This is a genomic window from Flavobacterium sp. C4GT6, from assembly GCF_036347315.1.
Lineage (GTDB): Bacteria > Bacteroidota > Bacteroidia > Flavobacteriales > Flavobacteriaceae > Flavobacterium.
This window is the reverse complement of sequence record NZ_JAZGZU010000001.1, coordinates 142651-167858: the sequence shown is the minus strand read 5'-3', so window position 1 is coordinate 167858 and position 25208 is coordinate 142651. Positions and strand designations below refer to the sequence as shown.

The following is a 25208-nucleotide window of genomic DNA, read 5'->3' as shown; positions in this document are numbered from 1 at the left end:
CTAATTTAATAAAACATCATAATAGTCGAGAAAAACATGATATATTTTCAATTCCTTTTTATCATCATCCCGTGTATGTTTTGATAAATATAAATATTTACAATGTTCTTCTTCCAACAATGAGTTCTTTTCAATTATTAGAGGCATAAGAGTTTGTGTTGTATTTATATCTGTAGAGGTTCCTATTAGTTCATTTACTCCGTCTTTAATTTGATCTAAAGCTACTCGTCCAGACATATTTTCAATTTCAACGAATCCTATCATTCCTGCTACAATAGTATTTGTTTCAGGATAATATATTCTTTTAGTAAATCTTGCTATCCCTCCATTAATATAGTATTTTCTTTTTGTTTTATTTTTATCTAATCTTTTTGCTTCAAAAGCATAATAATCTTCAGAACTAAGACTTGGAACTTGAAATTTGATATCTAAATGTCCAACTGTTACATTCATTTTTGTTTCTCTAACTCCTACATTAACTATCAAATTTTCTAAACCAAATAAATTTAAATTTGGTTTAACATAATTTATAATGAGATCAGTGCATAAGAAATCTTCAACTTCATTATGAGCTTTTTCAGATTCTTGAACTCTTTTAATTGTTTCGTGAATCACCGTCCTACTGTAAGTTTTGGAACTATTTATTAGACTTTTGTATCCATATAAAATGGATTGTAGAAAAGATTCAATATAAAATTGTTTTCCATCAGTAGCTGTAATAAATTCTAAAGCATTCATCATAGTTGAGGATTTTTAGATATTGACATCTCAGCCTGCGTTAATGCTTCTACAAATTCATTCAAATCATGATAACCAATGGCTGGATGCCAACATTTTAACTCATTAGGTTTAATAATATAAAATGTATTTTTACTAAACCCTCGAACATCTTGTTGAATATAAAGATCTTTGGTTATTTTACTTATTCCTAAATTTCCTAGATCAGTGAATAATTTCGAATCGGTAGTTTCGATAATAGTTATATCTCCTAAACTATTATCTTTTTTATCAACTATAAAATGAAAACCAATAAAATCCTCCGAAATGTAAATTTTTATATAAAAATATTTCTCTTTACTATTGAAACGATGTCTAAAATGTTTTAGAAAAATTTCTCCATATTTTTTTAGATAACTAACATCTCTTTCGGAAGAGGCTCCTAAAGGCCTAAAAATATTCTGCTTTCCATATCCTGTTTCCTCAGCTCTTTTCAAAACTGGAAGTGCGATATCTTTGGAATAATCTATTAAAGACCTTTCAATATCTGAGATATTATATGCTATATCAATTCTTTTATTGATTTCGTTCTCTAACTGTTTTATTTCTTGTTCAGTTTTGTAATAGTGTTCATCTTTAAGAATAATAGAATTTAACTTTTTAAATTTTTGATGTAATTTATCTACAATATTTACCAAATCACTATCCAGAACTAAAGGTGCTGAAAAAATCTCGTCAAAATCAACTCTTGTTCGATCTATACCAGCTGATGAGCTGGTATTTAGTAGGTAATAAGTAAAAAAATTAGAATTAATTATACCTGTTAGAGATTTTAAAAAAATTGTTGTATTAGAATCTTTTTGGTAGCCTGGTTTCGTTTTAATTGAACAAACCGTAGAAGTGAATACAGTATCTTCTACTGAATAAGCCGCTACAGCTTTAAAATCCTCCTTCGCCAATAAACCCTTTTTGACAAGCACCTTTTCACCTTTGAAATAATGAATATCTGGTAGATATCCAACATTTCCTTCAGAGTCTATTATATTGCGAATAGATTTTCCTTTTTCAGTTTTCTCTACAAATTCATCTACTGTTTGTCCCCATGTTAATGACGATTTAAGTTGATATGGTTGAAATTCCTTCTTTGTTTCAACATTTAAAAATTTGTAGTTCTTTATAACAGAAGTATCCTTCTTATTAGATCCATCCTTAATTTTAAGACCACCTTTAAAGTCGATGTTATAATTATCCATGTAATCATGGATTGTTTTAAATGATTTTAATCTTAAGAGAAAAAAGTAATCCAATATATTACCATGCAATAGAACTTTCCATAACCAATCATGACCTCCCAAAGATGGTACAAATTTCTTCTGCAAGACTTTTTTAATATCATGCTTCTCTATTACAATAGTTCTAAAATAATTAAAAAATCTATTAGGTTTTACTGTTATATGCTTTATAACATTATTTAATATTTCATTGTGATCTTTAGCTAGATGATAAAATAAAATAGCAGGAGCCATTTTCGCTCCTTCAAAAATTTGACTACCTCCAACGATTTTATTATTAACACCTGACAGTTCAAGCACTTCAGTCACGACAAAATTTCTAAAGAAATATTCTCTCCAAACTTTTGATGTTTTTTCCGAGTTATAGAGACTTTTTCCTGTAACTACAAGCGCTACTTTTAAATCTGGATTACGTGCAAAGTCACTAACTCGAACTAAAAATGCTTGCGAAATCTCCTTATTTCCAATTTCTAACTTTAAATTATTTTCAATTAAATTACTTTTGTTATCATTTTGTAGTTTGTTTCTTTCCCTTATATAGGCCTCGTATCTACTTTGCTTAACTTTTCCCCACGGTGGATTTCCAAAAATAATATCAAGCTTTAATTCATTTTTAAACAAATCATTAAAGCTCGCATTTTCATTGAAAAAGTCAAAGTGAGCACCGCCGAATAAATTAGTTTGCTTTAATCTTTGAAATTTGAAGTTTTCAATTTCTATAGGAGTTTTGTAATCAAGAAGAGTAACATAAATAGAAAATATAGTGATTTCAATTGCGTCCTCATCTATGTCAATTCCAAATATATTTTCTTTAACTATATCCCATAAACGAGTATTGGATAAAGATTTTCCGCCCTTATTTAAAGAGATTTCTTTTTCAATGATTTTGCGTAACGATTCTACCAAAAAGATACCTGAACCGCAAGAAGGATCTAAAACCTTGCAACTCGCTACTGTCTGTCTAGCTAAGTGAGGTGTTACTGTCTGTGATAAAATATAATCTACAACAAAGGGAGGTGTATAGTAAGCTTTTATATTAAACTGCTTAGACTTTGTTTTAAAATCGGCTAAAACAATATCTTTATTTTCTTCCTCTTTGCCAATAAAATTTTCATAGATATTACTGATTAATTCAACAGGAATAATTTCGAAATCATAAACCATGAACAAAGACTTCTGAACTATATAGCCATTGTAAGCAGATCCTGTCTTAAAGAATGAAGATTCAGAAAACAAATGATATAAGACTTCTAAATGTTCAGCTTTTACAAAAAATTTTTCATCGTAAATCTCACCAGTCTCCTCATCGACTAATACTTCTCGTAAAGGAAACAAATCACCACTATACTTGTAATTTAAATAGTCAAAAAAGTTATATAAAATTTCTTTATCCCTAATAATATCATTTAAACTTTGCTGCCTACTATTCTTGTCATTCCCTTTTAAATATTCTTGGTCTTTAAATTCAACTCTTCTGTCTATAAGGTATCTGATAAAAAGCAATCTTCCAATTAATCTATTGGCAATTTTTGAAGATAGATTTAATCCATCGCGTGCTATTAAAATTCTCCTAGCATCAATTATGTTATTTAGTAAATATTTATCAACCTTTGGAACATTTTTAAAGTACTGTTCAAATAAAATTTTCCAAGTGCTTCCAATTGTCAAATTAATCAGAGAAAATATATTGATATCCTCATTAATACTTCTTAAAGTATAGTTATAATCTGACTCAAACTGATATCCATGAAAGATATCGATAGTATTTTTTATTTCATTATTAATAATTACAACAGGAGCTTGTCCAAAAGAAAATGTCCATCTAGGTATTTCCTTTAAAGTATCCTCATCAGGGTTATTAAAGAATAAGATTATTGGATTATTTATAGGCTCCGGATGATCTGAGTTGTCCTGTCCTTCATGATGTAAACTATAAAAAGCATAAGGTTTTATAATATCTCGAAGAACTTTACTTATTCTATATGGAAATTTATTTAACCACGATTCCGATTCGTTTAAATAGAAAAGGCCATTGCTTCTATCGTAACCTAACTGTAGAAATAATTGTTCTATCCTATTCAAAATATTTTATTTAGAGTTAGAATGATGTTGAATGACTATAAACCAACCTGCTTAAAAAAATCAGAAAGCTTAATTTCTCTAGCCTCACAGATTTTCATGATAGTTACTAAACTGATCTGATATTCTTCATCATATTTTATGCGACGAACCGTTTTTTCGTCAATACCATGCTCAGTAGCAAAACTATTCTGCGACGAAGCTTTTTCAACCCACTCTCGGGCAATGTATTCTACGATTAAACGATTTTTTACCTTCATATTAACAAAGGAACCTGTTAAAATTTAATTTTATTCGGACTAAAATCCGAATTATTAAAAATTTTGCTATATTTGCAATAGATAATATATTTGCGATACTTCAGACAATAAATTGAAGCATTCGCTTTGAACCTGCTCTCTAAAACTGGTAATTTTATTTCGCGCAGGATGATAAGTGTAAATGCTCACGCCATACGGCGTGGGCTCACTTATTACGCGTAAGGTATACCAGTACCCAGAGAGTAGTAAGTTGAGTTGAAACCCACGCCTCCTTTTTGGGGATGGTTTCTTTTTTATTCAGCTTACTTCTCAGCAATGTTTCCCTGGTGTCGCGCTAAGCAATACTATAGTATGGGTGCGTGTTTGAAAATTCATCGTTTTCCTTTCTTCGGTCCTTATCCTTTGGATCCCGTCACTCATGCCGCAATACCCGGAGAAGGCTCCGGAACTATTGGAAAGAAAATAACTAGCCTGAATACTAACCTACAAACCATTTTTTTGCCCATGACAGACCAGTAAACTATTGGACCAAACACAAATAAAAAGCCCTCTGCAGTTACTTGGTGGTGCTTGCAGAAGGCCGTGATAACAAAACTTTCGTTTCATTTAACAATTCAAAATTATGAAAATAATTTCATTGGATAAGGGCTGCTTTGCCTTTATTTTAGGGCTGTTGCTCTGGTGCAGCCATATGCATGCCAATTATCTTAGTTACGATAAAACTATTTCCTACTGGCAGTCAGCCGTCTCGGGTACGGTATCAGATGCTGCCGGAACATTGCCCGGTGTTACCGTTTTTGTAAAAGGGACTTCTGTTTCCACCATCACGGACGAAAAGGGACAGTACACTATAAATGCAGCCCTCGGGGATACGCTCGTGTTTTCCTTTATCGGTTATAAAGAGGTGGAATATGTCGTGAGTGGTAGTACCCTTGATGTAATACTGGCAGAGGATGCCGCCCAGTTGCAGGAGGTGGTTATCAATGCCGGGTACTACTCGGTAAAGGAAAAGGAAAGTACGGGCAGTATTGCCCGTATCACCGCTGAGGAGATTCGCGACCAGCCGGTGGCCAACGTATTGGGCACCATGCAGGGGCGTATGGCCGGGGTGGACATTGTACAGAACACTGGGGTGTCCGGTGGTGGGTTTGAGATCAGGATCAGGGGTGTTAACAGCCTGCGGGCTGCCGGGAACAACCCCTTATATGTAATTGACGGGGTACCCTATACCGCAGACCCGATAGGCTTTGGCCCCTCCTCTTCCGTGCTGCCGGTACCAGCAAGTCCGCTGAACAGCATCAATCCCGCCGAGATAGAAAGCATTGAGGTGCTGAAGGATGCCGATGCTACGGCCATCTACGGTTCCCGTGGGGCGAACGGGGTGCTATTGGTTACCACCAAACGCGGAAAGGCAGGCAAAACAAACTTTACCGTGGGTTACTCCCGCGGCTTTGGCAGGGTGACACGGTTCCTGGACATGCTCAATACGGCCCAATACCTTAAAATGCGCGAGGAGGCTTTCGCCAATGACGGCATCACACCGGGGCCTGCCGACTACGATGTGAACGGCACCTGGGACAGGGACCGCTACACCGACTGGCAAAAGGTATTCCTGGGTGGTACAGCGGATATTACCAACGTACAGGCCAGTGCCTCGGGAGGTTCGGAAACCACCCGCTACCTCATTGCCAGTACCTACCATAAGGAAACCACCGTCTTTCCGGGGGATTTCGGGTACGACCGGATCAACGTACGAATGCAGCTGGGGCACGAATCTACAGACAAGCGCTTCAGGGTGAATGCCTCGGCAGGCTACAGCGCACAGCGCAACGGGCAGCCCGCTACTGACCCGACCGCCCTGATTACCACGCTTGCCCCCAATGCCCCCGCTTTATATGATGAGCAGGGTAACCTGAACTGGGAAGGCAGCACCTGGGCCAATCCCTTGGCGGACTTTCAGGCGAAATACCGTGCGCGCACCTATGACCTTACTGCCAATACGCTGCTCTCCTACCGGTTGCTGGAGGGACTGGAGGCTAAGGCAAGCCTGGGCTTTACCGATACGCGCCACCGGGAGGACCGGACGCAGCCCAATACCATGTACGATCCGGCCTATGGTGCCGGCCCCGAGTTCTCCAGCGTAACCCTGAGCAATATGGCACGACAGTCCTACATTGTGGAGCCACAGCTCAACTATACCAACAAATGGGATAAAATCGGTGTTCAGGCGCTGGTAGGAACCACCTTCCAGCAGCAGGTCAGCACCCTCCTCGCCCAGACCGGCGCGGGTTTTAGCAGCAACAGCCTCATCTACAACCTGCCTTCTGCCAACATGATTTATGTGGATGCGCAGCAGGACGCACGCTACCGCTATCAGGCCGTATTTGCAAGGGCCAACCTCAATTACGATGGCAGGTACATCCTGAACCTTACAGGCAGGAGGGACGGTTCTAGCCGCTTCGGCTCCGGCAGGCAGTTTGCCAACTTCGGTGCGGTGGGTGTGGCATGGCTAATCTCCAATGAAGCCTTTTTTACGAATGGTTTGGTCAGCTTTGCCAAAATACGGGGCAGCTACGGTACGGCCGGAAACGACCAGATTGGCGACTACCAGTTCATGGACGCCTATGTCTCGGCAGGGCGCATCTATAACGGGCAGACCGGACTACAGCCGGCCAGGCTGTTCAATCCCGATTTTGGATGGGAAATCAACAGAAAACTGGAGCTGGCAGTCGAAACGGGATTTTTCAAAGACCGCCTGTTCTTCGGTGCCTCATGGTACCGTAACCGTACCGCTAGCCAGCTGGTAGGTATTCCCCTACCCTCCACAACGGGCTTTACCTCGCTGCAGGCCAATCTGGATGCCACAGTAGAGAACAGCGGCTGGGAATTTACCCTGACCTCGCATAACCTGCAGAAAGGGACGCTCAGCTGGACCACCTCGCTTAACCTTTCCGTGGCACGCAACAGGCTGATTGCTTTCCCGGGACTGGAAGGATCCACCTACAACGATTATTACCAGATTGGCAAGCCCGTTAGCGTCGTAAAACTATACCAGTTTGAGGGTGTGGATCCCGAAACGGGCATTTACCGCTTTCACGATTTTAACGGCGACGGGCAGATTACTGCTGCCGAGGATAAAAAAGCCATTGGCGATTTTACGCCGAAGTTTTTCGGCGGCCTGTCCAACCAGCTTTCCTATAAGGGCCTATCCCTTAATTTCCTGTTCCAGTTCGTAAAACAGGATAACTACAGTGAAACGGTTACCTCGGGGCTGCCCGGGGCTGCCTATAACCAGCCGGTTACCGTGCTGGACAGGTGGCAGCAACAGGGCGACCTTTCCCAATACCAACAGTTTACCACCGGTGTGAATAGCGCCGCTGTTACAGCCGATAGCCGCTACGGTGCCAGCACGGGAGCGATAACCGATGCGTCCTTCATACGCCTGAAGAACATTTCACTGGCCTATACCCTGCCCAAGGAGTGGCTTGGCGGTGTGGACTGCAGGATCAATGTCGAAGCGCAGAACCTGCTGACCATAACCTCGTACAAGGGGCGTGACCCGGAATTCGGGCCCGTGAATTACCTGCCCCCACTAAAGGTGGTCACTACAGGGATACAGTTTAATTTTTAAAACAAAAAGATATGAAAGGGATTATAACAAAGTTATGTACAAGGGTCACAAGGTTGCTACTGCCTGCCCTGCTCCTGTTTTCCACCTGCGGTTGTGAAGACTACGTGATTGTGGACCCGCCAACCACACAGCTGACCTCGGAAACGGTTTTCAGTGATGTTAGTACCGCCACTGCGGCACTGCTGGATGTATATGCCAAACTACGGGAATCTTCCCTACTTACAGGAAGGACCAGCGGCCTGTCTGCGCTTATGGGGCTCTATACGGACGAACTTACTTTTTACGGCTCCCCCTCCCATTTCGGTGCAGGCTATTACAATAACAACCTGTTGGCTTCCGATATGCAGGCCGCCTCCTGGTGGAGCAACGGCTACAATGTGGTGTATTCGGCCAATGCCATTATAGAAGGGTTGCAACGCTCTGGAGGCATACAGCAGCAGGACAAAGAACTTTTAACGGGTGAGGCTTTATTTATAAGGGCACTGGTGCATTTTTACCTTCACAACCTTTATGGCGACATCCCCTATATTACTACCACGGACTATACCGCTAATTCCAGGGTGGGCCGCATGACCTCTTCCGAAATCCACGCCCTGTTGATGGAGGACCTGAACCATGCGTATGCATTGCTGCCGCAGGACTACATTGCTGCGGGACGGACAAGGGTCAACAAAGGCGTGGCAAAGGCTTTACTGGCAAGGGTGTGCCTCTACGCCGGGGACTATGCGCAGGCTGCCGATGCGGCTTCTGCTGTGCTGAACAACACCGCGCTGTATCAGGATGCCGGGACAGCTGTTGCTTTCCTTAAGGACAGCCCTGCCACCTTGTGGCAGTTCTCCCCTTCGGCTGAAGGGACAAACTCCTATGAAGGGCAATCCTTTATCTTCACATCGGGACCACCCCCGTTTGCGGCACTGAGTGCCGGGCTGCTGGGGGCGTTTGAACCGGGAGACCAGCGAAGGGTGCTGTGGATAGCGGAAGTACAGGGCGATGGCGGGCCGTGGTACCACAGTTACAAGTACAGGGAACGCTTTACTGATACCTCCCTGGAATATTCTATTGTGTTGCGGCTGCCGGAGCTGTACCTGATTCGCAGTGAAGCGCGGCTGGCGCAGGGAGAACTCATTGGCGCACGGGAAGACCTGAACCATATCCGGAATGCCGCAGGCCTGCCGGACAGTGAGGCAATAGATGCGGCAGGAATACTGGCCGCTATAGTGCAGGAGCGTCGCGTCGAGTTCTTTACCGAACACGGTCACCGCTTTTTTGACCTTAAAAGGCTGGGGCTGCTTGATACCGTACTGACCGTAAACAAGCCGGGCTGGCAGGGGAACGACGCACTACTGCCCCTGCCCGAGAATGACCTGAGGCTGAACCCTAACCTTGAGCCCCAGAACCCGGGCTATTAAATCAGTTGTATGATATATTTCGAGAAAATAAAGCATATGGCAGGCCTGATGGTGCTACTATTGGGGACGATGTATCCATGCCGCGGACAGCAGGCCCTGAAAAAGCTGGAGCCTTCGGACTACGAGCGCTGGGGGCGGCTGAAACTGCGGGAACTAAGCGCAGACGGCAGATGGGTTAGCTATTCAATGGCCTACAGTACAGGTGCCGATACCTTATTTATAAAGGAAACGGCAGGTGACAGGACTTTTGCATATCCCCAGGGAAGGCAGGGCACTTTTGCCGGAACTACCCATTATGCCTGCAGCGTTGCCGGTACGTTACAGCTCCTGGACCTTACAACGGGAAAGCAGGAAACTATGGGTATGGTGGAAAGCCTGAGCCTGTTACCGCAAAGCAGCCAACTGTTGTTCACTTCCCCTTTTAAAAACGGATGGTTCCGTATTACACTATTGGAGCCGGAAACCATGAAAAAAAGCATACTGGACAGCATCACAAACTATCAGTACAGCAGGGCTTCCCGTAAACTCGCTGCGGTCGCTTCCACAGGTTCGCAATTTTCCGTTGTCGTTTTGGATGTGAGCACGGGAAAACGGGATACCGTTTACAGGGGAAAGGATTTAATCAACGGCTCATTGGTATTTAGGCAGGACGGCGGCGCATTGGCTTTTGCGGAACGGGATACGGAAGACGACCGGGTCACCTCAGTGGATATTAAAAGCAGGAAGCGCTATGTTATACCCGTGCACTATCCGGCTGCGAATGAGGCCAGGTTGACGACCGTCCCCCAAAAGCCGGCCTATAGTGCAGACGGTAAAAGCCTGGCTTTTTACGTGCAGCCAAAAGGCAGTGGAATTTCAGTAGATAATACAGCGCCGGAAGTCTGGAACGCGCTCGACAGGGAACTGTATCCTGCAAGGATAGCCAGCAGGGAGGCGGGCCGACACCCGGTACTTGCGATATGGGACATCGGGAGTAACCACCTACAGATACTGACCGATTCCATAAACCCAAACCTTATGCTGACACCGGATTACAGGTACGCCCTGATGTGGAACCCGCTGGAGCGTGAACCTGACCCTACCGACAGTCGCGCATACAGTTACACATTGTGGGACAGGAAAAATGGTGCCAAAAAACCTTTACTGAAAAACCCTGACACGTTTTCGGTCTACATGGAGACTTCGCCCTACGGGCGTTTTGTAACCTATTTTGACGGCAGGGACTGGATAGCTTTTGAATTTTCCTCCGGGGTTCACCATAACCTTACACACGGGTTGCCGGTGACTTTCGGCACCGAGAAAGACGGGCGGCTGACCAACATCCCGTTCAGCAGTGCGGGATGGGACAAAAAGGGGCGGTTTATTATCTACGATACATACGATATCTGGGCATTGCAGCCCGGAAAGCAGGCCACACGGCTGACCGGTGGGCGCGAACAGGGCATGCGCTACCGCATTGCCGTGCCAACCGAGGAATACCCCAGCCGTTCGAACTATAACGGGGCAGCGGCGCCGCTGATTGACCTGGAAAAACCGGTATTACTGGAGGTAAGTAAAGCAGGGTCGGGTTATGCTGTCCTGTACCCAAAAGGCAGGGTCAAACCTATTTGCAGCGGGACGGATTTTTACAGTCAGGGCATCCTTTCCGAAAAGGGTGATGTTATGGTCTGCATGCGCCAGAATTACGACAGGCCACCCCACCTCTTACGCTGTAATACAGATGGGGTGCAGCGCCTACTCTACCAGTCCAATACGCAGTACAGCACCTACGGGGTGCAGCGCGCCGAACGGTTATCCTATGCGACAGCTTCAGGCAGGGCACTATCGGGCATGCTGTATTACCCGCTCGGTTTTGACAGTACAGCCCACTACCCCGTTATGGTACACATCTATGAGGACCAAAGCTGGCAGACCAACCGCTATGTCAATCCATCGCTATACAACCCTGCGGGTTTCTGTATAACCAATTATACAGGAGCAGGGTATTTCGTATTCCTACCGGACATAGAATATGACGGTGGCAACCCCGGGGAGGATGCCCTTGCCTGTGTGGAGGCGGGAATTCTGAAAATAAAGGAAAACAAAAACATCGACCCGCACAGGATTGGACTTATTGGCCACTCGTTCGGGGGATACCAGGCCAACTATATTATGGGTCATTCAAAAAGTTTTGCGGCATCAGTAAGTGGCGCCCCCATCAACGACTTGGTATCCTTCTACCATTATGTGGTACCCGGGGTTTTCAGGCCGAATTTTTCGAACCTTGAAAACGGCCAGTTCCGTATGGAGGCACCTTATTTCAAACAGCCTCTTGCCTATACTGAGGCCTCGCCGCTATACGGTGCTGCCGGCGTCAGTGCACCGCTGCTGTCTTGGGGCGGTAAAGACGACCCGCAGATCGACCCCTCTCAGCTTACAGCTTTTTATCTTGCAATGCGCAGAATGGGTAAGGATCATGTGATGCTGGCCTATCCCGGTGAAGGGCACATCATTACATCCAGGGAACATCAGGCAGACCTGACGCTAAAAATTATGGAGTGGTTCGACCACCACCTTAAAGGATTGCCACGCCCGGATTGGGCAAAGGCAGAATGATGGTGCGATTGAGTTAGTTAAAAATGCAAATGCAGTTCCCTTGGGAACTGCATTTGTCGCTTTTAGCGGATCTTTACGGCACATAGCGATAAAGTGTGCGGGTACAGGTTGAACCCTGCATACCCCAAAGCTGGATTGAGGATGGGTCATCGTGATCCACCCTGCACAGCTTCTCATCAAACTCCACCTGACAGGACTTGATCTTGTTACACACCGTGCCTAACGGATTGCCTTTCTGAAAGGCATCGATAGGTGTGCCAGCGGCATGGTTGCCCCTTCCCGCTTCCGTTGCAAAGGCTCCTGCCAGTCCAAGGGCAAATACCCCTAAGGCAGAAAGGCTTTTCATTAGATTTGTTCTCATAATGTAAAGAATTAAAATTGGCGTCTACTCTATTCCAGGTTTTCGACGATTCCCTGATACGGCCTGTATAGCTCTGACTCCCTTGGGACTGAACATCGCATCATGCAACTGGTAATCGACCAGGTAGTTTCCGATCAGCCCATAGAGATGATTGTCTTTTACGATAAAGCTCCGTAGTTTGCTGCCATCGATGTGGTACACATAGAAACTGAACAGGTAACGGTTGCCTTTCGATTGGTACACGTCAATTACCGAAGCCTCCTGCCACATTTCCTTTGATTCAAACCGTCCCATAAGCCCTGACTGGACGAAAATATACCCATAGTCCGCGGCAGCCGAATGGTTGACGGTCAGGGGCGGTGCCGAAAGCATCCGGTCGCCGCTTTTCCGGAGCTGTGCGACCTCTATCTGTGCCTTGCTAATGGTGTCTATTGTTGTATTGCGGCGCAGGAGTGTGAGGTGGCTGTCGGTAATGATCATTTCGTTGCGGTAGTAATGCACATAGATGATCTCCTTTGTGTGTGTATCGTATAAAACTATCCCGTCCACATCGAAAAGTCCGTCAATCTGACGCTGTAGCAAGCCCTCATGTAAGGTGGCATCGGCGGAGGAAAAATCAATAGCTGCGAGAATGCTTTCCCCTTCATGGTTGTACCCGCGTACTACGGCATGATCCGGGCCGGTAAATTTGATCTGTGTATACCTTAGGTGTCCCAGCCATACCGGTGCTGCTCTCCATGCCCCTGATGCCTTGCCGCGATAGATGACTGGTAGGTTCCCGTCTGTAGCAAAAAGGTCGTCGCCAATGACATGAAAGTGCAGGGAGCTGCCGGGGTACACGGTATCGGGTACAACCCTGTGGTCGGCGTGTTTATTTAGCTGAGAGTCAAACTCGCTTAGTAAAGACGGTACGGTAGGATTGCCCAGGAAAATGCTGGAAGCATTGCTTCCGGCAAGGTAGTAGGAATTGTAACCCAGATGGGCCTCATGTACTTTTTGTGGGCTGAAAGCAAAGCTGCGAATGAAGGTATTGTGCTTATGGATGATGGTATCGGAACTCAGGTAAAGCAGGGCGACTGTAAGCAGACCACCCACACTGCAATACGCCAGAAGAGGTAGTGAGGAAAGGCTGCGCCTCGAAGGACGGGAAGGCATTAACAACAGGGCAACAGCTGCGAGGATAACGAAGAGGAGATTAAAATAAAGATGGACAGTCCAGCCCATATCTTCAAGGACCCCACCACAGCTGCAGGGTACAAAACTACTGTAATGCAATACGGTATAAATATAGGCGGTGAACATCAGCATAAGCGTGAAAGCTGCGTATAGGGCCACCCTTCGTACTTGGGGTATCCAAAGGCAGAGGCTGATCAGGATTTCAAGAATCGGAACCAGCCACGAAAGCAGGCCTGCAAATGCCCCCAGGATGGGGGACTGTCCGAGCTGCACCCGGAAGTTTTCAAAGTCCAGCAGCTTGCTGGCCGCTGCATAGACAAAGAGTATACCGTAAAGGCAACAGACCGTTTCAATAATAAGAGACCGGATGGCGCTTTTGATTTTCATGATGCAGTACTCTTTAAGCTTGGTTTACAGGCTAAATTACTGTCTCAGTATAAAAAAGAGATTGCTCAAACCGTTCCGAAAATTTTAAAAAGCAGGCTTGTTTAAAAACAAGAAGGGCTACCTGCTTAGGGTAGCCCTGATAGGTTTACTTGGTACTGGCGAGGCTCTTCAGCTTTTCGCTGAGTTCGGTCAGTCCGGCCTTGTCCAGAAAGTCATGGGAGATGTCCCTGAGTTCCTGGCGCGACTCTTCCGGGGCGGAAGCAAACAGACTACCCTTACCCTCCCCTTTTTCGGTAAGCCCCTGTTCAATCACATGGGTCAGTAATAATACATTTTTTCTTGAAATGCGCATGTCGATTCGTACCGCATCATTCATCCCGGGGCTACTTAATATGGTATCAAATACCTGCCCCACTTCATTTGTTGTCAGCATACGTTTTGGTTTTTAATTAGACATCTAAAAAACAAATTTAAAAAGGGGGCTTTGAATTATCATAGTCAAAATTTCCCCATGATTGGATACCTTCTCCCTTCCCTATACTTTTGTTTTGTCCTATCCCGGTAATCGTATTGAGACGTATAGGTTTAGGTTCCGCATGAAATGGTTTACAGCGGGTGCACAGCCCTTCGGACCGGTCCTCAGTACAGTGCCCCCTTAAGGGAGTAACGGGCGAAAAAAAATCCATTACGTACACTCCATGGATTCACTTTCGCAAACAGGTTTTGAGGAGACAGGGACAGCGGACAATTCTTTCCCAAAGTTGCTGTTTTTCCGATATGCTGTCCTGACCATAATGGAAACCGTTTTTAAAAGATGGGCATTTCTAAGGGAGATTGCCGTCTCTGGTGCAATCGGCAAGATGAACGGTTGTATCACAACCGCATTCTTGCCGCCCTTTCCTCGGAACTCGGGAGCGGATAGGACAACAGGACATAAAGCATAATGAACGACGGATAAATGAAGTGAGATGAAAGCAGCAAACAACAATCGTATCAGGTGGGTACACCTTCGGCTGACCCCAATTGAATATAAAGAACTGCATACTAAATTTTCCAGGACGACCTGCCGAAGCTTCAGTCAGTTTATCAGGACTGCTCTTCTGGATCGGCCAATGGTAACCACCTACCGAAATGCTTCACAGGATGATGTGCTCAGCGCAATGGCAGCACTTACCGGGGAACTTAACAGTATCGGAAATAACCTTAACCAGACGGTAAAAAGGTTGCATACCCTAAAGGAAAGCGAAGTGGTGGGCTGGACGGCACGATACGCTTCCGAATCGCAGCAGCTGCTGAATAAGATTACAGAGATAAAGGCGCTGCTCAATACCATGGCCGAGCGATGGTTGCGGTGATAAAGGTCAGCAGTTCCATTAACCGTATACTGAACTATAATGAGAATAAGGTAACGCAGCAAAAAGCGGTCTGCCTTGGCGGCAACAACTTTCCGGGGGAAGCAGCTGATTTATCCTTTACCGCGCGGTTGAATTATTTTACAAGGCGCATGGAACTCAACACCAATACCAAACGGAACAGCTTGCACATCTCCCTGAATTTTGATACCTCGGAAAAGGGATTGGGTGATGAAAAAATGGCACAAATCGCTCATGCCTATATGAAGGAACTGGGCTTTGGGGAACAGCCGTATCTGCTGTACCGCCACCACGATGCAGGACACCCGCACCTGCACCTGGTCACCACCAATATACTGGCGGATGGTAAACGTATAGACCTGCATCATTTGGGAATACGGAAGTCCGAACCGGCTCGGAAAAAACTGGAAGAAAGCTTTGGGTTGGTTCGCGCAGAGGATCGTAAAAACAAAAAGGCGCTGCCGGAGAAAATACTCCGTCCAGCCAACTATGGTAAGGTGGAAACACGGGCAGCCATCCAGAACGTACTGGATGCGGTGCTGGACCGCTACAAATATACCAGCCTGCACGAGCTGAATGCCGTGCTGGGCATCTATAACGTGCGCGCCGAGCGTGGCGGTGAGGGCTCTCGGATGGAACGGCACAAGGGACTTCAGTACCGCATCCTGGACGATACGAGCCAACCCGTAGGGGTACCCGTTAAGGCAAGCCTGTTTTACAGTAGGCCTACACTGCAGCGACTGGAAGGCAAATTTGTCCGGAACAGGATTACAGGTAAAGGACAGACACTCCCCATAAAGAATAGCATCGACCTACTGGAAACCACTAAAAAAGCTGCCGGGTTCACGGATGTGGAACAGGCACTGGCCAAGGAGGGTATTACTCTTGTGACACGCCGCAACAGCGAGGGTTTTATCTATGGGCTCACCTATGTGGACCATAAGACGGGTGTGGTCTGCAATGGCAGCAGCCTGGGAAAACCCTACAGTGCCAAGGGCATGCAGGAACGTTTTCCATTAAGTGGCACTTCTGATGAAACAAGGTTGTCGTCGATGGGATTAAAGGATCGGAGGCTAAATAAAATCGCTGACGACCTCTCCCTTCGTGACCCGGAGGGCTCTGCATCAGGGATTATACGTGAAATCGCCGGGGTGCTGGACAAGCTGGTAGCAGTAGAACGCGCACCGGAATACGTGTCGAAACATTATACCCGAAAAAGGAAAAAACGAAAAAGGCGCGGGCCTTTGGATTAAAAACTGACGCTATGAATACAGGAGAGAATGAACAGGCATTGCGCAAGATTCTGGACATGACCCGGCTGATTAGCCTGGTACTGCTTTTTTTGCACTTCTACTACGAGTGCTATGGCTTTTTTAATCACTGGCGGCTGCATAGCGAATTCACCGACAGGATACTGGGCAATATCCGTGCTACAGGATTGTACGGATGGTTTCACAAACCCAAACTGATTGCCCTGGGCTTTTTATGCATATCCCTTCTGGGAGCAAAAGGACGAAAGGATGAAAAACTGAAAGCCAGGCAGGCACTCTGGCGTATCAGTATCGGGCTGGGACTGTATTTTGGTGCTGTGGTAATTATGGTTTTGAGTTTGGGAATCGTTGCTAAGTCTTTGATGTATATGGTGGTCTGTACCCTCGGTTTCCTGCTGGTGCTGTCGGGAGGCATGCGGCTCTCGCGCATCATCACCCGCAAGCTGGATGGCAGGGATATCTTCAACGCCCTGAACGAGACCTTCCCCCAGGAAGAGCGGCTGCTGGAGAACGAATATTCGGTTAACCTTCCCTCCCGCTACCGCCTCAGGGACAAGGTACGCGAAAGCTGGATCAACATCATCAACCCCTTCCGGGCACTGATGGTACTTGGGACACCCGGCTCGGGCAAATCCTATTTTGTTATCCGCCATGTCATTACCCAGCACATTGCCAAAGGATTTACCATGTTCGTGTATGATTTTAAATTCGACGACCTCTCGCGCATCGCTTACAACGCCTGGTTGAAAAACAGGGACAAATACCCCGTACCTGCCAAATTTTATGTAATCAATTTTGATGACCTGAGCCGCTCCCACCGCTGCAATCCGCTCGAGCCCTCCTCCATGACCGATATTACCGATGCGGCGGAATCGGCGCGTACCATACTGATGGGGCTGAATAGGGAATGGATCAAAAAGCAGGGAGATTTCTTTGTGGAGTCGCCGATCAATTTTCTTACCGCCGTCATCTGGTACCTGCGCAAGTACAAAGACGGGCAGTTCTGTACCCTGCCACATGTCATCGAACTGATGCAGGTGGACTACGACAGCCTTTTTACCCTGCTGCGTACCGAAAAGGAAATTGAGGTACTGATTAATCCCTTTGTCAATGCTTACCTTTCGGACGTCATGGAACAGCTGGAGGGGCAGATTGCATCGGCCAAGATTGCCCTGGCACGGCTGTCCTCCCCACAATTGTATTATGTACTCTCTGGGAATGATTTTCTGCTGGACATCAACAATCCCGACGACCCAAAGATTGTCTGTATGGGCAACAACCCGCAGAAGATACAGATCTACGGGGCAGTACTTTCCCTGTACGTAACACGTCTGGTAAAACAGGTCAACAAAAAGGGCAAACTCAAAAGCAGCCTGGTATTCGACGAGTTCCCCACCATCTACCTCAATAACATGGACAGCCTGATTGCCACGGCACGGAGCAACAAGGTGGCGACCTGCCTGGGCATACAGGATTTCAGCCAGCTCCGTAAGGACTACGGGCGCGAACAGGCGGATGTAATCATGAACATCACAGGGAATATTATCAGTGGGCAGGTTACCGGTGATACGGCCAAGCAACTCTCCGAGCGTTTTGGTAAGATCATGCAGGACCGCGAGAGCCTGTCCATTAACAGCAACGATACCTCCATCAGCCAATCCAAACAGCTGGAAGCAGCCATACCACCTTCCAAGATTGCCGCACTGAGCTCCGGGGAGTTTGTGGGGATGGTGGCCGATGATCCCCTGAATAAGATTGAACTCAAGGCTTTTCATTGTGAGATACTCAACGACCATGAAGCGATCAAAAAAGAGGAAGCGGGTTATGAGGAAATCAAACCTGTACGCAAAATCGACCCGCTGATGGTACAGCGGAACTACATGCAGGTAAAACAGGACGTTCAGGAGATCATACAATCGGAAATGGAACGCCTATTGGCCGACCCTGCCCTGTCCTACCTAGTCATCCGTAAATAATTTATGTATGTGTATTATTAATCTATTTTTTTTATAGCAATGAACGTAAAAAGCTTAACATCGAAACAAATTGTATTTGTAAGCAAAAATGCTTACATTTGTGATATGGAAAAGCGATTTGAAAAATACCGGGGCATCCATCCGGGCATTATACTGGAGCGGGAACTCAGAAAGAGAAACCTCGCCCAGCGTCCGTTTGCCTTATCGGTAGGGCTGGCCCGACAATCGTTTAACCAGATCATCAAGGGCAAAAGAAGCCTGCCGCTGCCTGCCGCACTCAGGATTGACCATGAACTAAATATAGAGGAAGGTACCCTGGCACTGTTGCAGACGTACTATGAGATTGAAAAAGAAAAAAGGAAACTGCTGCAGGAAAACAGGCCAAATATGCAACTGCTTCGTAAAAGCCTTTTCTGGGATACCGATAGTGAAACTATCGACTGGACAAGACAGGCACGCGCGGTAATCCTGCGCGTATTTGAAAGGGGTAACCTCACCGAGAAAAAGGAAATCCTGCGCTTTTACGGGTCTGAGAAAACAAGACAGGTACTCCGGGATAACAATAACGCTGCCGGCGCAGTTCAATGGAATAAGGCGGTATGATATATTGGAATACAGTAAGCGAATCCTTGCGTGAGGCACTGCTCCTGCTGATGCAGTCCGATGCACTAAAGAAGTTCCGCCTGGTGGGCGGTACCGCGCTCAGCCTTCAGTTGGGGCACCGCATATCGGTGGACATCGACCTTTTCAGCGACGCCGAATACGGTTCGGTTGATTTTAGGGCGATAGAGTCTTTTTTGGAACTTACCTTCCCGTATCTGGACAAAGGCTTCGGTACGGCAATCGGTATGGGAAAATCCTATCTTATCGGTAAGGATAAAGAGAATGCCGTAAAGCTGGACCTCTATTATACCGATACGTTTATCATGCCGGCACTTGAGGTGCAGGGCGTGCGTATGGCAACACCCGAAGAGATCATTGCCATGAAAATGGACATTGTACAGCGTGGCGGCAGGAAAAAGGACTTCTGGGACCTGCACGAGCTTTTAGCTTCACATGCGGTTTCCCAAATGATAGAATTCCATGAAAAGCGCTATCCCTATACCCACGAAAGGGAACGTATTGTTGCTAATTTTACCTACTTTACACTCGCCGATGATGATTTTGACCCTATAAGCCTGAAAGGCTATTACTGGGAACTCATCAAGGAAGATCTGGAACAGGCGCTCGGTGATTTGGACTGAAAATGGGATTAGTCAACTGACTCTTAAGATGGTGCTTTAATTTTCAACCAGCATTACAATATCGGAAAGATTCCCTTCCATTATACAGCCGGCTATATAGTCGGCTGCCTCTTTTTTACGTGCAGTCTCCACGGTAAAATGATGTATATAATACTCTTGCTCATCATCATCAAAATAGATAATATCGGTAAAGTTTCCGGCAATCAGGCCACCTTTCAGCCGGATGATTTTCTTTTCGGTGGCAGGGTCAAGTTCTTTTCTTATCCTCAGGCGGATGGTCGTGTTCATGGGGTTGCTAATTTGGATAACAGTTTGATTATTGCTTGTAGGGCTTCAGGGCTTTTACTTCTTCACGGATGCCGTAAAGCAGCTCACGGATACTCTGCGGGTCGAGATTCTCGGGTTCCGCCTCCTTGGTGGCAATGCTGCAGGCATATTCCCATATCTCCAGTATATCGGAGGCTTTTATGGTATAAGGCGCATAAAAGCTGTTGTCCGATACCAGCATTAGGCTGTTTTTACCGTTTTTATTCAGCCGCTTATAAACGATACCGTCTTCTTTGGTCAGCAGGATATAGGTCCTGCCGTCCCGTACCTCACCCAGGTTTTCCACATACCTTCCCACGATAAACGATCCGTCCCTGTGGGGTGGCATGGAATCCCCCGATACGGGAAAGGCCCTGAATTTGCCATTCGTTAGGAATGGCAGGGAAACCTGTTGCAGCCCTTCGATAAACTCCGGGTCGCTGTAACCGTTCAGGTAACCGGCCCTTGCCTTATGGGGAATGATCTCAATAGTGTTCTCCCCTTCCCGGTCTACTGTAATGGGCAAAAGGATGCGGTTATCTTCCAACTGCATCAAACCATCAATATCTATTTTTCGAATATCGGCTGTCAAAAGCAGGTCGATACTCACATGGTAATAATGTGAGATTTTGATTAGTATCTCAAAGGGCGGCTGAGACTTGCCTTCCTCATATTTGGCAAGCCTGTCACGCGTTATGGCAAGGCTTTCTGCCACGATCGCCTGAGAAACCTCTTTTTTCATCCTGAGGTGCCTGATGTTGTCGGAAAATAAAGACATAGCGTTTTTGGGATTATTTATCGCAACAAATATAAAAAATTTTGGGAATATCTGTCCTAATTTTGTTCAGTACAAATAGGAATAGTTATGGTGCGATCGATTGTACATATGGATCTCGATACTTTTTTTGTCTCCTGTGTGAGGCTGCAGAATAGTGATTTAGAAGGAATTCCTCTCATTGTGGGCGGTGGTGACCGTGGGGTGGTGGCTTCGTGCTCCTATGAGGCCCGCCGCTTTGGCGTGCACGCGGCCATGCCGATTAAAATGGCACTCCGCCTCTGCCCCGAAGCGCGTATCGTTAAGGGGGATATGGAACTCTTCTCCCGTTATTCCCATACCGTTTCCCAAATCATCGAAGAGAAAGCCCCTGTGATGGAAAAGGCTTCCATCGATGAGTTTTACCTCGACATTACCGGTATGGACCGTTTCCATGGTTCCTACAAATGGACCCATGAACTCTCCTCACTGGTAACCCGTGAGACCGGCCTGCCCATCAGTTTTGCCCTCTCGGTCAACAAGACGGTCTCCAAGATCGGTACCGGGGAAGGCAAGCCCAAAGGCAACCTGGAAATACCCCAGGCGATGGTACAGCCGTTCCTGAACCCTCTATCCATCCGAAAGATTCCTATGGTGGGCAATGCCACCTTTACCCTGCTCTCCCGTATCGGTATCCGCAGTATCGGTACCCTGGCTGAAATGCCGGCAAAGGTGCTGCAGGAGATGATCGGGCTTAACGGTCTGGAGCTCTGGAAAAAGGCCAACGGTATCGACAATACCCCGGTGGAACCCTACCGGGAGCGTAAATCCCTTTCCACCGAGGATACCTTTCATCAGGATACCACCGATATGGTGTTCCTGCGCGCGGTACTCTCGGGTATGGTGGAAAAGCTGGCCTACCAGCTGCGCAGCGAGGGGTGGCTGACCTCCAATGTGACGGTGAAGGTCCGCTATTCCAATTTCGATACCGAAACCCGTCAGGTGACACTCGCCTATACCTCGGCAGACCATACCCTGACCCGTGCCGTACTGGAAGCTTTCGAAAAGCTATACCAGCGCCGCATGAGCCTGCGCCTTGTCGGGGTGCGTTTCGGCAGGCTGGTACGGGGCTCCTACCAGATCAACCTCTTTGAGGATACCCAGGAGATGATGTCCCTCTACCAGGCCATGGATAAGATCAAAAACCGCTTCGGGGCCAACGCCGTGATGCGCTGCAGCGGGGCATTTGTGAAACCTAAGATTAGTTAGCTAATTTATTTGTTAATAGTAGTATGTACCTGAACTGTCATTCCTTTCACTCGTTGCGTTACGGTACCATCCCGATAGATGGGCTAGTTACACTGGGAAAAAGCCTAGGGGTAACAGCTATGGCACTGACCGATGTTAATACGGTAACAGGCATCTATGAGTTTTACAGGCTTTGCAGGGAAGCGGGTATCAAGCCTCTGGTCGGAATGGAATTCCGTGAAGGGAATCAGTTACTATATATCGCACTGGCTAAAAGCCGTGCGGGCATCGCGGAGATCAACCGTCACCGTACCTGTCATAACCTGGAGGGTACGCCTTTACCTGCTCAGGCTCCTGATTTTAAGGAGGTAGTGGTCATCTATCCGATGGATAACACGCCGGATACCCTGCGGGCATTTGAATACATCGGGGTGCGCAGCGGCGAGTTATCGTTACTTATACAATCGCGTTGGAAAGGCAGGCTGGATCGTATGGTCGTGTTGCAACCAGTTACCTTCCGAGACAAGACCGAGTACAACCTGCACCGCATATTGCGGGCGATTGACCTGAATACCCTGGGCAGCAAGCTCTCGCCTTCGGATTATTGCGGGGCGGATGAGCGGATGCTGTTACCGGAAGAGATCATGGTACGCTTTAGCCAATATCCCCAATTACTGGAGAATACCTTCGCCTTGATCGCACAATGTGATTTTCAATACGAATTTGGGGTACCCCGCAACAAAAAGCACTATACCGGAACTCGGGAAACCGACCGGAAACTGCTCACCAGCTTAGCCAGGCAGGGATTGGTGCGAAGATATGGAAGCGATAATGAGGCTGCCCGCCTGCGCGTGGAAAAGGAGCTTAAGGTTATTGATGAGCTGGGCTTCAGCGGCTATTTCCTGATTACCTGGGACATTGTCCGCTACAGCAACTCGATGGGATTCCTGCACATCGGGCGCGGCAGCGGGGCCAACAGCATCATTGCCTACTGCCTGGGCATTACCGACATCTGCCCGCTCGAGCTGGACCTGTATTTTGAGCGGTTTTTGAACCTGAACCGTAAAAGCCCGCCGGATTTTGACATCGACTGGTCCTGGAAGGAGCGCGATGTGATACTGGAATATATCTTCCGACGTTACGGGGCGGATCATGTGGCCTTCTGCGGTACCAATGTGGAGTTCAAGTACAAATCCATATTCCGGGAGGTCGGTAAGGTATTCGGCCTTCCGAAAGAAGAACTGGATGCCCTGTCGGGTACGTCGATGGACCGGCACGATACCAATGAGGTGGTAAAGCTGGTACACCGTTACGGAATGCTGTTGGAGAAATACCCCAACCAGCGCTCGATGCATTCCTGCGGGATACTGATATCGGAAGACCCCATTACCGATTTTACGGCACTGGAGCTGCCACCTAAGGGCTTTCCGATAGTGCAGTTCGACATGCATGTGGCCGAGGAGATCGGTTTTGACAAGTTCGATATCCTCTCCCAACGGGGCATCGGGCATATTGACGAATCGGTACGGCTCATTAAAAAGAACCGTGGGATTACCGTAGACATACGCGATACCTCCCTTTCCAAGGATGAAACGATTTGTAATACCTATTTGGGACAGGGAAAGACCATCGGCTGCTTTTATATCGAAAGCCCTGCCATGCGAGGGTTGCTCCGCCGACTAAAGTGTGATAATTATAAGACACTGGTAGCAGCCTCTTCCATCATACGCCCGGGGGTGGCACAGAGCGGGATGATGAAGGAGTATATCTTCCGCCACAACCATCCCGATAAGTTCGAGTACTTCCATCCGGTCTTTGAGCAGCAGTTAGGTGAAACCTACGGCATTATGGTCTATCAGGAGGATGTGATCAAGATTGCCCTGCATTACGGGGGGCTGGCCGCAGCCGACGGGGACATATTGCGTCGTGCCATGAGCGGCAAGGGGCGTTCTAAAGCTGCATTACAGAGAGTAAAGGACAACTTCTTTGCTTCCTGTGCCGAAAAAGGCCATCCCGAGGAGCTTAGTGCTGAGATTTACCGTCAGATCGAATCCTTTGCCGGGTATTCCTTCTGTAAGGCGCATTCGGCCTCCTATGCCGTGGAAAGCTACCAGAGCCTGTACCTGAAGGTGCACTATCCCATCGAGTTCATGGTGGCGGTCATCAACAACCAGGGCGGGTTCTACCGCACCGAGGTCTATGTGCATGAGGCGAGGATGTCCGGGGCGGATATCCATACCCCCTGCATCAACAAAAGCGAGGTGGAGACGACCCTGTATGGCAGGGATGTCTATTTGGGTTTTATGCACCTGCAGGGGCTGCAGGGAGAAATTGCCCGTTGTATTGTCTCCGAACGTATTGAAAATGGAGACTATAGTTCGTTAGAGGATTTCATTAACCGGGTGCCTATAGGGATTGAGGGCCTGCAGCTGCTGATCTATATCGGGGCGTTTCGCTGCACTGGGAAGAACAAGAACGAACTGTTGGTTACCGCCCGCCGTATCATGATGCATTTTAAGCCGGCACAGCGTCAGCCCCAATTGCTTCCTGAACCGGTGCAGCAGTACAGGCTCCCGGAACTGAAACGCTCCCCTTTTGAGGATGCCTTTGACGAGATTGAATTGCTGGGTTTCCCTGTATCGGTTACCCCTTTCAACCTTTTGAAAACCGGCTACCGTGGGGATGTCATGGCACGGGATTTGGTGCAGTACCATAAAAGGCAGGTGAAGATGCTGGCCTATCTGGTCTCGCGCAAGCACGTACCCACCAAGATGGGGGCGATGTATTTCGGGACGTGGATCGATGCCAACGGGGAATTCTTTGATACCGCCCATTTTACCGGCAGTCTGAAGCAGTACCCCTTTAAGGGCGGTGGCTGTTACCTGCTCTTGGGTACCGTGGAGGTGGACTACCACTTCCCTACCATTACCATATCCAAAATGGAGAAACTGCCTTTCATTGCCGATCCGCGCTACAGGGAAACCGAAGAGGAAAGTACACGAACTGCAGCGCGATTACGCGAGGATGTTTCGATGACACATCGTGCGCCCTATCCGCAGGAACAGGAGATCGGCCTGCCAAGGCATAAGATGAATACAGCAACATATCAGAAAACGACAGGATAAGCAG

The 25208-nt window shown here is 47.0% G+C and carries 18 protein-coding genes; 10 read left to right on the top strand and 8 right to left on the bottom strand.

Annotated features, from left to right (window positions below):
• The 3 genes from V3Z67_RS00640 to V3Z67_RS00630 are packed head-to-tail and all read right to left on the bottom strand — an operon-like array spanning window position 1 to window position 4348.
• Window positions 1-741, bottom strand: coding sequence for a hypothetical protein (locus V3Z67_RS00640; RefSeq protein WP_330441500.1), 741 nt, complete (start codon window positions 739-741; stop codon window positions 1-3).
• Window positions 738-4091, bottom strand: coding sequence for an Eco57I restriction-modification methylase domain-containing protein (locus V3Z67_RS00635; RefSeq protein WP_330441499.1), 3354 nt, complete (start codon window positions 4089-4091; stop codon window positions 738-740). Before V3Z67_RS00635 ends, V3Z67_RS00640 begins: the two co-directional genes overlap by 4 nt.
• Window positions 4092-4126: 35 nt before the next feature.
• Window positions 4127-4348 carry a helix-turn-helix domain-containing protein gene (locus tag V3Z67_RS00630; RefSeq protein ID WP_330441498.1) on the bottom strand — a complete coding sequence of 74 codons (222 nt, stop codon included), beginning with the start codon at window positions 4346-4348 and terminating at the stop codon, window positions 4127-4129.
• Window positions 4349-4970: 622 nt separating this feature from the next.
• Here V3Z67_RS00630 and V3Z67_RS00625 point away from each other — a divergent pair.
• From V3Z67_RS00625 to V3Z67_RS00615, 3 genes are read left to right on the top strand one after another with little or no spacing between them, the layout of a single operon-like run.
• The gene (locus V3Z67_RS00625) at window positions 4971-7979 is read left to right on the top strand and encodes a SusC/RagA family TonB-linked outer membrane protein (protein WP_330441497.1); all 3009 of its coding nucleotides are present in this window, start codon (window positions 4971-4973) and stop codon (window positions 7977-7979) included.
• A gap of 11 nt (window positions 7980-7990) precedes the next feature.
• Window positions 7991-9388 (top strand): RagB/SusD family nutrient uptake outer membrane protein, encoded by a 1398-nt coding sequence (locus V3Z67_RS00620; protein ID WP_330441496.1) that lies wholly within the window; start codon window positions 7991-7993, stop codon window positions 9386-9388.
• Window positions 9389-9397: 9 nt separating this feature from the next.
• A complete protein-coding gene (locus V3Z67_RS00615; protein ID WP_330441495.1) occupies window positions 9398-11983 on the top strand; it encodes a prolyl oligopeptidase family serine peptidase in 2586 nt (861 codons plus the stop codon).
• A 73-nt stretch (window positions 11984-12056) separates the two neighbouring features.
• On the opposite strand, the gene V3Z67_RS00610 is transcribed toward V3Z67_RS00615, so the two are convergent.
• The 3 genes from V3Z67_RS00610 to V3Z67_RS00600 form a co-directional block, all read right to left on the bottom strand.
• Window positions 12057-12344 carry a hypothetical protein gene (locus tag V3Z67_RS00610; RefSeq protein WP_330441494.1) on the bottom strand — a complete coding sequence of 96 codons (288 nt, stop codon included), beginning with the start codon at window positions 12342-12344 and terminating at the stop codon, window positions 12057-12059.
• A gap of 24 nt (window positions 12345-12368) precedes the next feature.
• A complete protein-coding gene (locus V3Z67_RS00605; RefSeq protein WP_330441493.1) occupies window positions 12369-13907 on the bottom strand; it encodes a MauE/DoxX family redox-associated membrane protein in 1539 nt (512 codons plus the stop codon).
• A 145-nt stretch (window positions 13908-14052) separates the two neighbouring features.
• On the bottom strand, window positions 14053-14340 hold the full coding sequence (locus V3Z67_RS00600; protein ID WP_330441492.1) for a hypothetical protein: 288 nt from the start codon (window positions 14338-14340) through the stop codon (window positions 14053-14055).
• A gap of 535 nt (window positions 14341-14875) precedes the next feature.
• Between V3Z67_RS00600 and V3Z67_RS00595 the strand changes: the two genes are divergently transcribed.
• The 5 genes from V3Z67_RS00595 to V3Z67_RS00575 are packed head-to-tail and all read left to right on the top strand — an operon-like array spanning window position 14876 to window position 19771.
• A complete protein-coding gene (locus V3Z67_RS00595) occupies window positions 14876-15262 on the top strand; it encodes a plasmid mobilization protein (protein ID WP_330441491.1) in 387 nt (128 codons plus the stop codon).
• The gene (locus tag V3Z67_RS00590; RefSeq protein WP_330441490.1) at window positions 15250-16533 is read left to right on the top strand and encodes a relaxase/mobilization nuclease domain-containing protein; all 1284 of its coding nucleotides are present in this window, start codon (window positions 15250-15252) and stop codon (window positions 16531-16533) included. Before V3Z67_RS00595 ends, V3Z67_RS00590 begins: the two co-directional genes overlap by 13 nt.
• Window positions 16534-16544: 11 nt before the next feature.
• Window positions 16545-18527, top strand: coding sequence for a conjugal transfer protein MobC (mobC, locus tag V3Z67_RS00585; RefSeq protein ID WP_330441489.1), 1983 nt, complete (start codon window positions 16545-16547; stop codon window positions 18525-18527).
• A 39-nt stretch (window positions 18528-18566) separates the two neighbouring features.
• Window positions 18567-19130, top strand: coding sequence for a helix-turn-helix transcriptional regulator (locus V3Z67_RS00580; protein ID WP_330441488.1), 564 nt, complete (start codon window positions 18567-18569; stop codon window positions 19128-19130).
• Entirely contained in the window at window positions 19127-19771 is a 645-nt protein-coding gene (locus V3Z67_RS00575) for a nucleotidyl transferase AbiEii/AbiGii toxin family protein (RefSeq protein ID WP_330441487.1), read from the top strand. Before V3Z67_RS00580 ends, V3Z67_RS00575 begins: the two co-directional genes overlap by 4 nt.
• A 36-nt stretch (window positions 19772-19807) precedes the next feature.
• Here the strand turns inward: V3Z67_RS00575 and V3Z67_RS00570 are convergent, their stop codons facing one another.
• Together V3Z67_RS00570 and V3Z67_RS00565 are read right to left on the bottom strand one after the other, a co-directional pair.
• On the bottom strand, window positions 19808-20059 hold the full coding sequence (locus tag V3Z67_RS00570; protein ID WP_330441486.1) for a hypothetical protein: 252 nt from the start codon (window positions 20057-20059) through the stop codon (window positions 19808-19810).
• Window positions 20060-20087: 28 nt separating this feature from the next.
• Complete coding sequence (locus V3Z67_RS00565) at window positions 20088-20855, bottom strand: XRE family transcriptional regulator (RefSeq protein WP_330441485.1); 768 nt, start codon at window positions 20853-20855, stop codon at window positions 20088-20090.
• 87 nt (window positions 20856-20942) lie between these two features.
• On the opposite strand from V3Z67_RS00565, the gene dinB reads away from it, so the two are divergent.
• Both dinB and V3Z67_RS00555 read left to right on the top strand, forming a co-directional pair.
• Window positions 20943-22100: a DNA polymerase IV gene (gene dinB / locus V3Z67_RS00560; RefSeq protein ID WP_330441484.1), complete on the top strand. Its 1158-nt coding sequence runs from the start codon at window positions 20943-20945 to the stop codon at window positions 22098-22100.
• A gap of 23 nt (window positions 22101-22123) precedes the next feature.
• Window positions 22124-25204, top strand: coding sequence for a DNA polymerase III subunit alpha (locus V3Z67_RS00555; protein WP_330441483.1), 3081 nt, complete (start codon window positions 22124-22126; stop codon window positions 25202-25204).
• Window positions 25205-25208 lie beyond the last annotated feature (4 nt).